This is a genomic window from Neobacillus cucumis (genome assembly GCF_023715505.1).
This window is the reverse complement of sequence record NZ_JAMBOH010000013.1, coordinates 1-14,411: the sequence shown is the minus strand read 5'-3', so window position 1 is coordinate 14,411 and position 14,411 is coordinate 1. Positions and strand designations below refer to the sequence as shown.

The 14,411-nt window shown below is 38.3% G+C and carries 12 protein-coding genes; 11 read left to right on the top strand and 1 reads right to left on the bottom strand.

The window, feature by feature from the left end:
- The first annotated feature begins 17 nt into the window (after positions 1-17).
- The 7 genes from M3226_RS18220 to M3226_RS18190 all read left to right on the top strand — a co-directional run bounded on the left by M3226_RS18220 (position 18) and on the right by M3226_RS18190 (position 8,746).
- Positions 18-1,025 carry a LacI family DNA-binding transcriptional regulator gene (locus M3226_RS18220; RefSeq protein WP_251567741.1) on the top strand — a complete coding sequence of 336 codons (1,008 nt, stop codon included), beginning with the start codon at positions 18-20 and terminating at the stop codon, positions 1,023-1,025.
- A gap of 80 nt (positions 1,026-1,105) precedes the next feature.
- Entirely contained in the window at positions 1,106-2,125 is a 1,020-nt protein-coding gene (iolG, locus tag M3226_RS18215) for an inositol 2-dehydrogenase (protein WP_251567739.1), read from the top strand.
- A gap of 153 nt (positions 2,126-2,278) precedes the next feature.
- Positions 2,279-3,175 (top strand): myo-inosose-2 dehydratase, encoded by an 897-nt coding sequence (iolE, locus tag M3226_RS18210; RefSeq protein ID WP_251567737.1) that lies wholly within the window; start codon positions 2,279-2,281, stop codon positions 3,173-3,175.
- A 574-nt stretch (positions 3,176-3,749) separates the two neighbouring features.
- Positions 3,750-4,778, top strand: coding sequence for a LacI family DNA-binding transcriptional regulator (locus tag M3226_RS18205; protein WP_251567735.1), 1,029 nt, complete (start codon positions 3,750-3,752; stop codon positions 4,776-4,778).
- A gap of 378 nt (positions 4,779-5,156) precedes the next feature.
- The gene (locus tag M3226_RS18200) at positions 5,157-6,587 is read left to right on the top strand and encodes a sugar porter family MFS transporter (RefSeq protein WP_251567727.1); all 1,431 of its coding nucleotides are present in this window, start codon (positions 5,157-5,159) and stop codon (positions 6,585-6,587) included.
- A 164-nt stretch (positions 6,588-6,751) separates the two neighbouring features.
- On the top strand, positions 6,752-7,774 hold the full coding sequence (locus tag M3226_RS18195; protein ID WP_251567725.1) for a Gfo/Idh/MocA family protein: 1,023 nt from the start codon (positions 6,752-6,754) through the stop codon (positions 7,772-7,774).
- Between the two features lie 30 nt (positions 7,775-7,804).
- Entirely contained in the window at positions 7,805-8,746 is a 942-nt protein-coding gene (locus M3226_RS18190; RefSeq protein ID WP_251567723.1) for a sugar phosphate isomerase/epimerase family protein, read from the top strand.
- Between the two features lie 181 nt (positions 8,747-8,927).
- On the opposite strand, the gene M3226_RS32275 is transcribed toward M3226_RS18190, so the two are convergent.
- Positions 8,928-9,053: a hypothetical protein gene (locus tag M3226_RS32275; RefSeq protein WP_285857907.1), complete on the bottom strand. Its 126-nt coding sequence runs from the start codon at positions 9,051-9,053 to the stop codon at positions 8,928-8,930.
- A gap of 364 nt (positions 9,054-9,417) precedes the next feature.
- On the opposite strand from M3226_RS32275, the gene M3226_RS18185 reads away from it, so the two are divergent.
- The 4 genes from M3226_RS18185 to M3226_RS18170 all read left to right on the top strand — a co-directional run bounded on the left by M3226_RS18185 (position 9,418) and on the right by M3226_RS18170 (position 14,258).
- Positions 9,418-10,278 (top strand): AraC family transcriptional regulator, encoded by an 861-nt coding sequence (locus M3226_RS18185; RefSeq protein WP_251567721.1) that lies wholly within the window; start codon positions 9,418-9,420, stop codon positions 10,276-10,278.
- A gap of 288 nt (positions 10,279-10,566) precedes the next feature.
- Entirely contained in the window at positions 10,567-11,487 is a 921-nt protein-coding gene (locus M3226_RS18180) for a sugar phosphate isomerase/epimerase family protein (protein WP_251567719.1), read from the top strand.
- Positions 11,488-11,515: 28 nt separating this feature from the next.
- Positions 11,516-12,682: a Gfo/Idh/MocA family protein gene (locus tag M3226_RS18175; protein ID WP_251567717.1), complete on the top strand. Its 1,167-nt coding sequence runs from the start codon at positions 11,516-11,518 to the stop codon at positions 12,680-12,682.
- 154 nt (positions 12,683-12,836) lie between these two features.
- Positions 12,837-14,258, top strand: coding sequence for a sugar porter family MFS transporter (locus M3226_RS18170; protein ID WP_251567715.1), 1,422 nt, complete (start codon positions 12,837-12,839; stop codon positions 14,256-14,258).
- Positions 14,259-14,411: the final 153 nt, after the last annotated feature.

Genomic DNA, 14,411 nt, shown 5'->3' with positions numbered 1-14,411 from the left:
AGGGAGTTTGGAGCAAAATGAAGCCTACGATCTATGATGTAGCTGGAAAGGCAGGAGTCTCGATTGCAACCGTTTCCAAGGTAATTAACGATACAGGCCGTATCAGTGAAGAAACGAGAAACAAAGTTCTGAAAATAATGAGGGAGCTTGAATATCAGCCAAGCAGTGTTGCTGCGGCATTAACAGGTAAGCAAACCTTTACAATCGGTGTTCTTGTTCCTGATATTTCTAATGCCTTTTTTGCCGAAGTTGCCCGTGCGTTGGAAAACAACGCCAGGGAAATGGGCTATTCCATTATTTTGTGCAGTACAGATTACCAGATTGAACGCGAACATGATTATTTAGAATTATTACAAAAAAAACAGGTTGATGGGATTATTATTGCGACAGAGCCTGAAGATTGGAAGGCCTATAAAAGTCTTCAAAAAAGGGACATACCGCATTTAATGTTTTCTGTTGACAGCCTCCGTTTCTCATCACATATTGTAACAACAGATGATGTACGAGGGGGATATATGGCAGGAAGGTACCTCCTTGATATGGGCCATAGAGAGATTGCTATTATCGCAGAGCAAAACAGGGCCAGCGGCAGAATGCGTCTTGAAGGCTTTAAAAAATCCCTGGCTGATGAAGGGGTTGTCTTAGAGAGTGAATGGACTTTAAATGCCATGTCTAAAATAGACGATGCAAAAGCTGCAGCAAGGAAGATATTGCAAATGGTGAATAGGCCGACAGCAGTGTTTGCTTCAACCGATTTAATTGCGGCAATATTCATCAAGGAAGCACGAAAAGCACATATTCGCATACCAAATGATCTATCAATAGTAGGCTTTGATGATTCGATTTACGCGGAATTAACCGAACCCGGCTTAACGACGATTGCCCAGCCAAAGCAGGAGCTGGCAAAATTTGCGATGGATCAGCTTTTAAAGCTAATAAAAGACCCAAAGCTCCCGCAGCAGCGAATCATAATTTCACCTAGGTTGGTCGAACGTAAATCTGTAAGAAACTTAAATAATCTTTAATCACGCCGATCGACTTATCGGCGTGGGTATTGAGTAAGCGCTTAACCAAACATTACCTTTAATAAATCGGAGGAATCACAATGACATCATTAACAGTAGGAATTATTGGCGCAGGCCGGATTGGTAAATTACATGTAGATAATTTAAGAAAGATACCACAAATTCGTATTAAAAGTGTTTCAGATGTTGTAATTGATCACCTAGAGGCATGGGGGAAGGAAAAACAAATTGAAGTACTGACAACCGATTATCATGAATTGCTCGAAGACCCGGAGATCCAAGCAGTTTTCATTTGTTCACCAACCAATACTCACGCAACAATCATTAAAGAAGCAGCACTTGCCGGCAAGGATATCTTCTGTGAAAAACCAGTAAGTTTTTCCGTAGAAGAAACAGAAGAAGCATTAGCTGTGGTTGAAAAAGCGGGAGTAAGGCTGCAAATTGGTTTTAACCGCCGATATGATCCAAACTTCCGGAGAATTCAAACTCTTGTGAAAGATGGTAAAATTGGTCAGCCGCATATTTTACGAATTACTTCGCGTGACCCAGAGCCTCCAGGTATTGACTATGTGAAAGCTTCCGGCGGATTGTTTATGGATATGATGATCCACGATTTTGATATGGCACGCTATGTAATGGACAGTGAAGTTGTCGAGGTTTCTGCTGCCGGAGCAGTGCTGGTGGATCCGGCAATTGGTGAAGCTGGCGACATTGATACCGCTATTGTTACATTGAAATTTGCCAATGGTGCACTGGGAGTCATTGATAACAGCCGTCAGGCGGTGTACGGATATGATCAGCGCCTTGAAGTTTTCGGTGAAAAAGGGGCAGCACAAGCTGATAATAATCGTCCAACTACTGTTGAAGTATCAACCACTGAGGCTGTTACGTTAGATAAGCCGCTTTACTTTTTCCTTGAGCGTTACAATCAGGCATATATTGATGAAGTAGTAGAATTTACTCGCTCTATTCTTGAAAAGAAAGAAGTTGCCTGCACAGGCTTCGATGGCTTACAAGCGCAAAAAATCGCGAAGGCAGCAAAGGAATCGCTTGAAAAGGGTGCCCCAGTTCAATTAAATCAAGCAGTTCCAGTCATTTAATAGAATGTAGAAATGATACTACGAACCTCCTACTTGTAGAAGAGCGATCCGTTTGATCTGATGCAGCTAGGAGGTTTGTATTAAATTACACGGTAATGAGAGAATAGTCCATTATGGCAAAGCACATGACAATGAATGATGGAGGATAAGACAATGTTTAACGCAAATCAAGTAAAATTAGCGATTGCCCCGATAGGCTGGACGAACGATGATATCCCTGAACTCGGCTGCGAGGTTACCTTCGAACAATGCATAAGCGAAATGGCGCTTTCCGGTTTTTCGGGAAGTGAAGTGGGAAACAAGTATCCGCGAGACACAGAGGTTTTAAAAAAGGCACTTTCTTTAAGAGGATTAGAGATTGCAAGTGCTTGGTTTAGTTCCTTTTTAACATCAAAGCCATATGAAGTAACGGCAAAAGCTTTTTTAGAACACCGTGATTTTCTTCATGAAATGGGTGCAAAAGTAATTGTTGTCTCAGAACAAGGAAACAGCATCCAGGGCCAAATGGAAACACCGCTATTTGCAAATAAACCTGTAAATACTGAAGAAGAATGGAAGCTCTTAACGGAAGGGCTGACTCGCCTTGGCGACCTTGCTGCTGAAAAAGGCATGAAAATTGTCTACCATCACCATATGGGTACAGGCGTGCAAACCACAACAGAAATCGACCGCTTAATGGAAGGAACCGACCCTGAAAAAGTATCCCTTCTTTACGATACAGGCCATCTTGTATTCTCTGGCGAAGATCACTTGGCAGTGTTAAAAAAATACGTTGATCGGATTCATCACGTTCACTTAAAGGATATCCGTTTGGAAATTGTAGAAAGAGTACATAGTGAAAAAATGAGCTTTTTGCAGGCTGTAAAAGCAGGGGTTTTCACCGTACCAGGAGACGGCGTCATTGATTTCAAACCCGTATTTGAGGTACTAAGCGAAGCAAGCTATAAAGGATGGTTTGTAGTCGAGGCCGAACAGGATCCGGCAATTGCCAATCCTTTTGAATATGCAGTGAAAGCAAGGAAGTACATCAGGGAAACAGCCGGGCTGTAAAGGAAAGAATACCTCTCTAAGAAACAGTAACGGTGAAATAAGAGGTTAAGGTCTGGGGAAGAACTCTTAAAGGGTTCTTCTCCACAAAGCGCAAAAATGAGCTTAGAACTGTAGTTTCGGAGCAGGTCTGGAAAAGTAAACACAATAACGATAACATAGTTACATTTTTCGTTGATAATGGGTAAACCTTTAGTGATTTAGTTGATATTTTAGAAGAAAATGATAAAAATTTTAAGTAAATATTGAAATATCTATTGACTGAAAGCGCTCTTAATATTAATATTTACTCATAAGTTATTCAATAGTTAACCAATGGAACAGGGGATAACTTTAAACTAGTTGAAAGGGAGGGATTGACTAAAAAGGTAAAGGAATTTACTACTTTCTTCCGTACAGCCAAATGGTAAAACAAGTAACTTCTAAAAATGATTTATCGGCAATTGTATTCTGTCACATGGACAAAAAGTGAACTCTTTATTGATTTTATAGACTGAATATTATAAACTATAAATTAAATCGCATACGTATGCGTAGTCTAATAAAAAATAGATCATAAAGAGGCGAGAATGCTATTATGGCAATTACAACAAAAGATATTGCAAAAATGGCAAATGTAAGTCAATCTACCGTCTCCAGATGTTTAAATGACAGTCCAATGATTTCAGAGAAAACCAAGAAAAAAGTTTTGAAGATCGCACAAGAGCATGGCTTTCAATTTAATGCTAATGCAAGAAGCTTAAGTGCGAATAAAACCAATACAATAGGTGTCATTTTACCTCAGAGTTTATTTGGACAGGGGATAGAAGTATACTTTAGCTCATGGCAGAATGAAATTATCGAAAGTCTAGAACGGATGCAAATGGATGTTATTATCTCATTTTTTGAGAATCGGTTTACAAAACAGAATAATATTGAGAGATTCATTGCCGCAAAGAAAGTAGATGGACTGATTATTATGGAGCCGTCTTTAGACGATAAAGCCATAGCAACCCTAGAAAAAACTGAAGTTCCTTTTATCTTCTGTAAGTATTTACCGCCCTTTTATAAGACAAAGGATGTAGATTTTGTTTGTGTAGACCAGTACAAAGGCGGGTATATTGCGGGTGATCACTTAATTAAACTTGGTCATAGGAACATCATGTGCATCTCAGCTGATATTATTGGTGGTGAGTTTCAACAAAGGATTGAGGGCTTTAAAGCTGCGTTTAAAGATCATCATCTCCAATATGATGAGGATAAAATATTTTATGGGGACACGACTTTCCATTCGGGTTACCGCTTGATAATGGATAATATTGATATCTTAAAAGATGTGACGGCCATCTTTGCTCAGAATGATTTGATGGCACAGGGGGCAATCACGGCAATGAAGGAACTTGATATAAAGGTTCCTAATGAGATAGCCGTAATCGGATTTGATGATATTGAGTTATGTACATTCTATAAACCATACCTATCAACCATCCATCAACCTATAAAAGAAATTGCCACACTAACATGTAAACGGTTAATAGAGAAATTAAATTCAACATCAACCATGAAACAAAAACTTGAAATTAGTCCTACATTAGTTATTAGAGAATCTTGCGGGGGAAAAGTTTAACTTACTCCTTTTTCTCCCATTAATGCAAGCGTATGCATAAACCTAGATTTTTTATAAAATGAAACTTGGTAACTAACTATTTTTTTAGTAACAAATGCAATCGTATGCATTAAACAAAGATACTTAGAAGGATATATATGAAAATTAGTAAAAAAGCGTTACTAAATTAACCATTTTTTTAAATATCAAAATGCAAGCGTATGCGTAATAAGAAGGATAATCATGATTGTTTAGTGTTTTGTTTCGTAAGTGTTGTGGTTAAAGTAGCTAGCTTCATTTTTAAAAGATAATTGTATTGAGTCTAAGGAAACCCCAGGAATCATACATTAATGGCTCGAAAGTTCATTTTAAACATTGAAATGTGGGGGAGAAATACTTATGGCAAATCAGGTAACTGAGAAGGGGCGTACTCCAAAGGCATTTTTACGAATCATTACTTTAGTATCAACATTCGGGGGACTACTGTTTGGATATGATACCGGTGTAATCAACGGTGCACTTCCTTTTATGGCTAAACCCGACCAGCTCAATCTTAATGCGGTAACAGAAGGACTTGTTACGAGTTCACTTCTTTTCGGAGCAGCGCTTGGGGCAGTGTTTGGCGGCAGGATGTCAGATCGTAACGGTCGCCGAAAGAATATTCTTAGTCTGGCATTATTATTCTTTATTGCAGCGCTAGGATGTACCCTTTCACCAAATGCAGGTATTATGCTTGTTTTTCGTTTTCTACTTGGTCTGGCTGTCGGAGGGGCTTCAGTTACAGTTCCAACCTTTTTAGCAGAAATAGCACCAGTCGAACGACGGGGCAGGTTGGTTACTCAGAATGAGTTAATGATTGTTACTGGACAATTTCTAGCATTCGCGCTTAATGCCACTATTGCTTCAACATTGGGTGAAAATGATCACGTTTGGCGTTACATGCTAGTTGTAGCAACACTTCCAGCAGTTGTCCTTTGGTTTGGAATGCTAATAGTACCTGAAAGCCCGCGCTGGTTGGCATCGAAAGGAAAAATGGGGGAAGCTTTACGTGTTCTCCAACAAGTACGTGAAGAGAACAGGGCCAAAGCAGAATTGCAAGAAATTAAAGCGGCAATTGCTGGAGAATCTGAAATTCAGAAAGCAACAATGAAAGATTTGGGAGTGCCTTGGGTGCGACGCATAGTTGTTCTAGGGATTGGAATTGCCATGTCGTCACAACTTACAGGTGTCAACTCGATTATGTATTATGGTTCTGAAATTCTGAGAGAAGCTGGGTTTGCTACTAAGGCCGCTCTTATTGGTAATGTTGCAAATGGGGTAATCTCGGTATTGGCAACTTTTATCGGAATTTGGCTGCTTGGAAAAGTTGGCCGTCGATCCATGATGCTGAGCGGTTTGACTGGAACAACAACGGTACTTTTGCTTATTGGAGTGTTTTCGTTCCTTCTAAAAGGGGCTGCAATTCTTCCTTATGTTATGCTTTCCCTGACAGTCACCTTTCTAGCTTTCATGCAAGGAGCCATTGGTCCGGTATTATGGGTTTCGCTCTCAGAGATATTCCCGTTAAGACTGAGAGGCCTTGGCATGGGGATTAGCGTCTTCTTCCTCTGGATAACAAATTTTGTAATTGGCTTGATGTTCCCAATATTACTCGAAAAAGTTGGTTTATCAGGAACATTCTTCGCTTTCGCGGCAGTAGGATTGGTTTCTATCACCTTTATTTGGAAAATGATGCCTGAAACGAAGGGCCGTTCTCTTGAGGAGATTGAAAGTTACTTCCGTACCTATGATGAAGTTCAAGTTGATGAGAAAGCTGTAATATCAAAATAACAACTTCTGTTGTCTAAAAAGAAAAAAGGCGAGTTACATTTAAATATGTATGCGTCTACAAACTCTTTTGTTTTATAGATTGCTGCCTTTCCTATAAAAATACTACTTAGATTTTTATAGGAAAGTGCTTAATTTAGGAAAATTATTAATAAGGAGTGTTTATTGTGGAATTAAAGATTGGTGTTATTGGTACCGGTGCAATTGGGATGGATCATATCCGAAGAATTACATATAAAACCAAGGGAGCAAAGGTGGTTGCAGTCTCTGATATTAATGTTGAAAGAGCTCAACAAATTGCTCAAGAAGTTGGTGCTAAATTTGTAAAATCTGGAGAAGAGCTAATTAAATTGCCAGAGGTTGATGCAGTAGTCGTTACCTCTTGGGATCCAACACATGAAGGTTACGTTTTAGAAGCAATAAAAAATAAAAAATATGTATTTTGTGAAAAACCTTTAGCTGTAGAAGCGGAGGGCTGTAAAAGAATCATTGATGAAGAAATAAAACTGGGTAAAAAATTAGTTCAAGTAGGATATATGAGAAGATATGATCAAGGATACGAAGAAATAAAAGAAATGCTTGATAGCAGAAAACTTGGAGAAGTACTAATGCTTCACTGTGCTCACCGAAATCCTGGAGTAGATGAAAGCTATACTACCCCTATGGCTGTTGAAAATTCAGTTGTTCATGAAATCGATGTATTAAGATGGTTACTGAAGGAGAACTATGTAGCAGCACAAGTTATTTTGCCAAAAAGAACAACTAGTGCACATAAGGAGTTACATGATCCTCAGATTGTCATTTTAGAAACAGAGTCGGGCATTCATATTGATATTGAAATCTTTGTGAATTGCCATTACGGCTATGATATAAAATGTGAAGTAATGTGTGAAGAAGGAATGGTATCTTTAACGGATCCAGCTTTTTCAAGTGTTCGTACGGAAGGTAAGGATTTTACAAAAGTATCATCCGATTGGAAGGATCGCTTTGTAAAGGCATATGATAGAGAAATTCAGCTTTGGGTTGATTCCGTGAAGGCAGATGAATTAAATGGTCCAAATGCTTGGGATGGTTATGTAGCTGCGATTACTTCTATGGCTTGTTCAAAGGCGAGAGATACGGGGGAACGTGTACAAATTCAACTTGATGAATGTCCAGCTTTATATAATGATAGCTTAGTTTTGGCATAAAAATAAACTAGATTGAGAGAGGTTTTTAACATGCGATTGTCATATGTAACCGATAGCTTAGGACACTTACCTTTTGAAAAAATGTTGGATGCTGTTGCTGAAATGGGTATTGATACGATTGAGATGACAACAGGAGGTTGGTCACCGGCTCCACATTTGCGTTTAAATGAATTGTTGGAAAGTGAAGCAAAAAGAAGTGAATTTTTAGGTGAATTGGAGAAACGGAATATTAAACTTTGCGCACTGAATTGTTCCGGGAATCCTTTAGATCCTGGTGAACTCGGAAAAGAGCACAGAGAAGTAACAGAAAAAACAATGGAATTAGCCGGATTACTTGGTGTTAAGAAGGTCATTATGATGAGTGGTCTGCCGGCAGGAAGCCCGGAAGATAAAATTCCTAACTGGATTACCTATACAGTTAGTTGGCCACCAGTATTAAAAGATATTTTAGATTATCAATGGAATGAAGTAGCCATTCCTTATTGGAAAGAGTTAGTGAAAAAGGCTGAGGCTAGCGGTGTTGAAAAAATTGCCCTTGAAAATTTCAGTTCGCAATTAGTATATAATCCAGAAACATTATTTAGATTGCGGAATGCAGTCGGACCTATGGTTGGTTTGAATTTAGACCCAAGCCATTTACTCTGGATGGGGGCAGATCCAATTATTGCAGCAAGAGAATTAGGAGCTGCCATTCATCATGTTCACGGTAAAGATGTAAGACTTGAAAGACATTTATCAGCTATTAATGGCGTATTGGAAACAAAAGAGGTTACGGATACAGCAAATAGAGCATGGAATTATGTGGCTGTCGGCTGCGGCCAAGATTTGCAATGGTGGAAAGAATTCTTCTCTGTTGTTCGCATGATGGGATATAACGGTGAAGTTTCACTTGAAATGGAAGATCTTACAATGTCCGTTGAGGCAGGAATCAGAACATCAGTTGATGCTTTAAACCAAACTCTTAGTTTTTGAGATTAACATTTATTTCTTCCAGTTAGATGGAATTATTAAAATTCAGTTACACCTAAAAAAGTAGAGATGACATGACATCTCTACTTTTTTAGGTGGGATTCCATTATGTCAAGGTAGTTATGTTATATTATTTTAGCTTTCATCTAAAGAATATGTTTTTTATAGTCTTTGTAAAATGAGATTATTTCTTTTCGCCTAAAGCAGATATACTTTCATAAAAAGTGATTCGTGCATTTCCATATTGATCCATAGAATCTTTAAAAGATTGCATTGTATGTTGAATGAATTCCATTATTCTTTTCATCATGATTCCTCCCTAGGAATAAATTGGTTAATTTAATATTGTACCTTGTGAGTCTCTTTAGCAATCATGATGAAAACGACAACATGTATGAAAAAAACGCTGACATTCATAATGAAAGCGGCTAAATATCAATTATTCTCAATATTTCTCTTTTTTTTATATGTTCAATAAGGGCTTAGTTGAAAGATGGGGTTAAGTATGAAAAGCCTCAGGAAGGCCGTGTGATTTTTGAAGAAGAGTAGAGTGATAAAATAAGTTGTCATTTGTGGTATTCATCGTTTAAAGTCTAGTTAGTAGGTAATTAAAACTTTGGGTTAACAGTCTCATTTATAAAGAAAGCTACAGCAATGTTTCAGGAGGGAAAATCATGACTCAGTATTTTGTAAAAAAAGACTTTAATCCAACATTCGAAAATGATTCAATTCCCAAATTGCTCTATATTTGTAATGTTGATCCTACTCACACAAGCTTACCTAGAACGATGCATATGCACAATGATCTATTGGAAATCATTTTTATAAAAGCGGGAAATGGCAGTCATTTGATTGGTGAACGGCAATATAAAACCCTTAAAGGTGATATTTTAATATATAATGAAGGCGTTCTTCACGATGAATATGGGAATCCGGATACAAATATGAGCGTTTTTTGTTTAGGTATTACAAATGTGAAGCTCTCTTGGTTACCCAAAAATCATTTGGTTTCAAAGGAATCTTCATACGTTTTGCGTAGTGGAAAGGATGCTTCGAAGATTGAATCATTGTTAGAAATCATGTATTCCCAAATTTCTGAGGAAAAAGCTGGGGCAGAGGAAATGTGCAGTTATCTGCTTCGTGCACTTCTTATGCATATCTTACAAATCCCGCAGGAAAACCATGTCTTAACAAAATCAGAAGAATCATTATTATCAAACAATATAAAAGCTTACATTGATGAACATTATCTGGAGGAAATTTCATTGAATTCTCTTTCGGAAAAACTTCATATAAGTCCCTATTATTTGGCACATGTTTTCAAGGAATCGACTGGTTTTTCTCCGATTCAATATATTATTCGACGTCGAATTGGGGAAGCACAGTCATTACTTATTAACACAAACGAAAGTGTTACAAATATTGCTGGTATAGTTGGCTACGATAATACCAGCTACTTTACGACCCTCTTTTCTAAAACAGTCGGCATGTCTCCCAAAAAATACCGACAGCTATGGATTAAAAGTGAAAAGTAGAAGGTTTACTATAAAAAGCAATAGTGACTATTGCTTTTTATTTTTTTTCCTCATTTCTCCTCCAATGTCCCTTATTATCAACTGTATAACAGGATTCTACATTTCTCGGGAAATTTAAAGAATCTCTCGTTAAAATATCATTCAAAATCTCACAAAAACTACGAAAAACAAGATAGTGAAACTTTTTATTATTTATGTAGAATAAACCGCTTAAATTAAACAAGATAGTGAAAGCGGTTAACTTAGGCTGGATTTATAATTAATTTATAAGTTTTGGAGGTGTTTCAATTGAGTATAAAAATTTCAGGAGCGCCTTGCTGCTGGGGTGTGGATGATCCAAAAAATCCTTATCTGCCGCCATGGGAGAGAGTTTTAAAGGAGGCATCGCAAGCTGGTTATAAAGGTATTGAGTTAGGTCCATATGGCTATATTCCAATGGATATTGAAAGAGTAAAAGCAGAGCTTGCCAAAAATGATTTAACGATTATCGCAGGTACCATTTTTGATGATGTGGTATCCGAAAGTAATTTGGAAAATTTATTAACGCAAGTAGACGATATCTGTACTTTGATAACAAAACTTCCGCCTTCTCCAAAGGAGGAAGATCAAAAATTCCCCACTCCCTATCTGGTTATTATTGATTGGGGGCATGATGAAAGGGATTATAATGCCGGCCATCCAGATCGGGCACCAAGATTACCTGCAGAGGATTGGAATAGAATGATGAGACATATTCGTGCTCTTTCAGAGCGGGCCAGCAAGTTTGGTGTGCGGGCAGTGATCCATCCGCACGCAGGCGGCTATATTGAATTTGAAGACGAAATTAAGCAGCTTTTAGAAGATATTCCTTATGAAATAGCAGGACTTTGCTTGGATACAGGACATCTTTATTATTCAAAAATGGATCCGGTTCAATGGCTTAAAGACAACATGGAGCGGCTGGATTATATCCACTTTAAGGATATTGATCTGGATGTTTACGATCAAGTTATGGAGGAACATATTCGATTTTTCGAGGCTTGCGCCAAAGGAGTTATGTGCCCAATTGGACAGGGCATCATAGATTACAATTCCATTCATTCTTTGTTAAAAGAGATCAATTACCATGGCTATATCACAATTGAACAGGAACGGGACCCTAGAAACGCTGATACCAGTTTACGCGATGTAAAACAAAGTGTGGATTATTTAATGAGTGTTGGATATTAATAGATTTTGAAAAAAGGAGAATGAAAACATGATTAATGGTGAAAAAAACGTTGAGCAGCCAATCCGCTGGGCAATGGTAGGCGGTGGACGCGGAAGTCAAATTGGCTATATACACCGTTCAGCTGCGTTACGTGATCATAATTTTGAATTGGTTGCGGGTGCCTTTGATATTAATCCAGAACGCGGGAAAGACTTTGGAATGAATTTACATGTTGATCCAGAACGTTGTTATCCTGACTACAAAACAATGTTTAAAGAAGAAGCAAAGCGTGAAGATGGGATTCAAGCGGTTTCTGTTGCTACTCCAAACGGAACACATTATGAAATCACGAAAGCAGCTCTAAATGCAGGACTTCACGTTGTGTGTGAGAAACCTCTATGTTTTACCACTGAAGAAGCACTTGAATTACAAGAAATTGCGACAGCAAAAAATCTTGTTGTTGGCGTTACATATGGTTATGCTGGACACCAGATGATTGATCAAGCACGAAGAATGATTGAAAATGGAGATTTGGGAGAAATCAGAATTGTAAAAATGCAATTTGCACATGGTTTCCATTCTGCTGCAGTAGAAGAAAATAGTGAAAGCACGAAATGGCGTGTTGATCCAAAAGTTGCAGGTCCAAGTTATGTTTTGGGTGATGTAGGAACACATCCATTGTACATATCCGAGGTTATGCTGCCAAACTTAAAAATTAAAAAATTAATGTGTTCCCGCCAGAGTTTTGTTAAGAGCCGTGCTCCACTTGAGGACAATGCATTTACCATTATGGAATATGATAACGGTGCTGTTGGGTATGTTTGGTCTTCCTGTGTAAATGCAGGTTCAATGCATGGGCAAACGATTCGTGTGATAGGTTCGAAAGCTAGCATTGAATGGTGGGATGAACATCCTAATCAATTAAGATATGAAGTCCAAGGTCAACCGGCACAGATTTTAGATCGTGGTATGGATTATCTCTATCCACAAGCACTTACAGATGATCGTATCGGTGCAGGCCATCCAGAAGGACTATTTGAAGCATGGTCAAATCTATATACTCGTTTTGCCAAGGCGATGGTTGCAGCAGATCGCGGAGAAGCGTTTGATACATCTTGGTATCCAGGAATCGAGGCAGGGGTAGAAGGTGTTCGTTGGGTTGAGAACTGTGTACGCTCTGCAGATAATGGTGCTGTATGGATTGAATACCAATAAACATAAGGTTTCATTACAATCAAGGCCTTTGATGATCTAAAAGGCCTTATTGTATAAAACTATATGAAAACGCTTTAACAATTCTGTCAGTTTTATAGAATGAGAGGCTTAAGGGTAAAGATAAGTAAAAAATAAAACCTTGGGAGGAAAATGCATGGGTAATCAAGTAGGAAATTTTAAACGTAATTTACGAACGATTATGATTTCTGCAACATTTGGGGGACTTCTTTTTGGATATGACACTGGAGTTGTTAATGGCGCTTTACCTTTTATGGCAAAACGTGACCAGCTTAATCTTACACCAACTACAGAAGGGCTTGTGACAAGTTCGCTTCTTGCAGGTGCAGCAATTGGTGCTTTACTAGGAGGGAAGCTGCAAGACCGCTATGGCCGACGGAAAATGATCCTTAATCTTTCATTATTATTCTTGATCGCAACACTTGGAACTACATTTGCTCCCGATGTTTCAGTAATGGTTACCTTTAGATTCTTGCTTGGACTTGCTGTTGGAGGAGCATCATCAATGGTACCGTCCTTTCTGGCAGAGATGGCACCTGCCGAGAATAGAGGACGAATGGTGGCCCAGAATGAAATAATGATAACCGGCGGACAATTATTAGCTTATGTTTTTAACGCTATTCTTGGTGTAACAATGGGGGATACAGGACATGTTTGGCGTTACATGCTCTTTATTTGTGCAATTCCAGCCTTTATGTTATTTATAGGTATGCTCAAGGTTCCTGAGAGCCCAAGGTGGCTGGCATCAAAAGGGAAAAAGGATGAGGCGCTAAGCGTCCTTAAACAAATCCGTGACGAGAAACGAGCTATTGCAGAATTTAAGGAAATTGAAGAATCCGTAAAAAGAGACGCAGATCTCGAAAAAGCAACGATTAAAGATTTTTCTACACCATGGTTACGCCGTATTTTGTTAATTAGTATTGGAATTTCCGTCGTGAATCAAATTACTGGTGTTAATTCCATTATGTATTATGGTACGCAAATTCTAGAACAGGCTGGTTTTGGTACGAAGACTGCATTAATTGCAAACATTGCAAATGGACTTATTTCCGTTCTTGCTGTAATATTCGGTATTTGGATGATTGGCAAGGTGAACCGCCGTCCAATGTTGATAATTGGTTTGTCTGGCACAACCACCTCACTTTTATTGATTGCAATATTCTCAATGGTACTTAAAGGTTCTCCTGTACTGCCGTATCTTGTACTATCTTTGACAGTTCTATTTTTGGCTTTTATGCAAGGGTGCATTGGACCGGTAACATGGTTAGTTGCTGCGGAAATATTCCCACAAAGATTAAGAGGCCTTGGTAATGGTATTAGTGTATTTTTCTTATGGGCAGTCAACTTTGTTATTGGTTTTACGTTCCCTATTCTTTTAAGTACGATAGGTTTATCCGCTACATTCTTTGCTTTCGTTGTCATTGGCATATTGGGAATTGCTTTTGTTTACAAATTTATGCCAGAAACAAATGGACTTACGCTTGAAGAGTTGGAGGAGCAGTTCCGTTCCAAGTATGATAAAGGTAATATGAAAAAATCTTTTAGTCAGGCCCAGTAAGAAGAACTTTAAAACTAAAATTGTATCACTAGTGTTGCATTAAAAATGTCGTAATTTTCAGTTTAGTCATCTTTCTTATTTAGAGCCAAAAAAGTAAATACCCAATCAAAGGTGGCTCCATCCATTTGGAAATTTATTTACAATTAGACCTAT

Excerpts from the sequence above, each read along its gene's own strand:
- M3226_RS18190 (WP_251567723.1), top strand. The coding sequence starts at position 7,805 with ATGCGATTGTCATATGTAACCGATAGCTTAGGACACTTACCTTTTGAA.
- M3226_RS18175 (WP_251567717.1), top strand. The coding sequence starts at position 11,516 with ATGATTAATGGTGAAAAAAACGTTGAGCAGCCAATCCGCTGGGCAATG.
- M3226_RS18170 (WP_251567715.1), top strand. The coding sequence starts at position 12,837 with ATGGGTAATCAAGTAGGAAATTTTAAACGTAATTTACGAACGATTATG.
- M3226_RS32275 (WP_285857907.1), bottom strand. The coding sequence starts at position 9,053 with ATGATGAAAAGAATAATGGAATTCATTCAACATACAATGCAATCTTTT.
- iolG (WP_251567739.1), top strand. The coding sequence starts at position 1,106 with ATGACATCATTAACAGTAGGAATTATTGGCGCAGGCCGGATTGGTAAA.
- M3226_RS18200 (WP_251567727.1), top strand. The coding sequence starts at position 5,157 with ATGGCAAATCAGGTAACTGAGAAGGGGCGTACTCCAAAGGCATTTTTA.
- iolE (WP_251567737.1), top strand. The coding sequence starts at position 2,279 with ATGTTTAACGCAAATCAAGTAAAATTAGCGATTGCCCCGATAGGCTGG.
- M3226_RS18185 (WP_251567721.1), top strand. The coding sequence starts at position 9,418 with ATGACTCAGTATTTTGTAAAAAAAGACTTTAATCCAACATTCGAAAAT.
- M3226_RS18220 (WP_251567741.1), top strand. The coding sequence starts at position 18 with ATGAAGCCTACGATCTATGATGTAGCTGGAAAGGCAGGAGTCTCGATT.
- M3226_RS18205 (WP_251567735.1), top strand. The coding sequence starts at position 3,750 with ATGGCAATTACAACAAAAGATATTGCAAAAATGGCAAATGTAAGTCAA.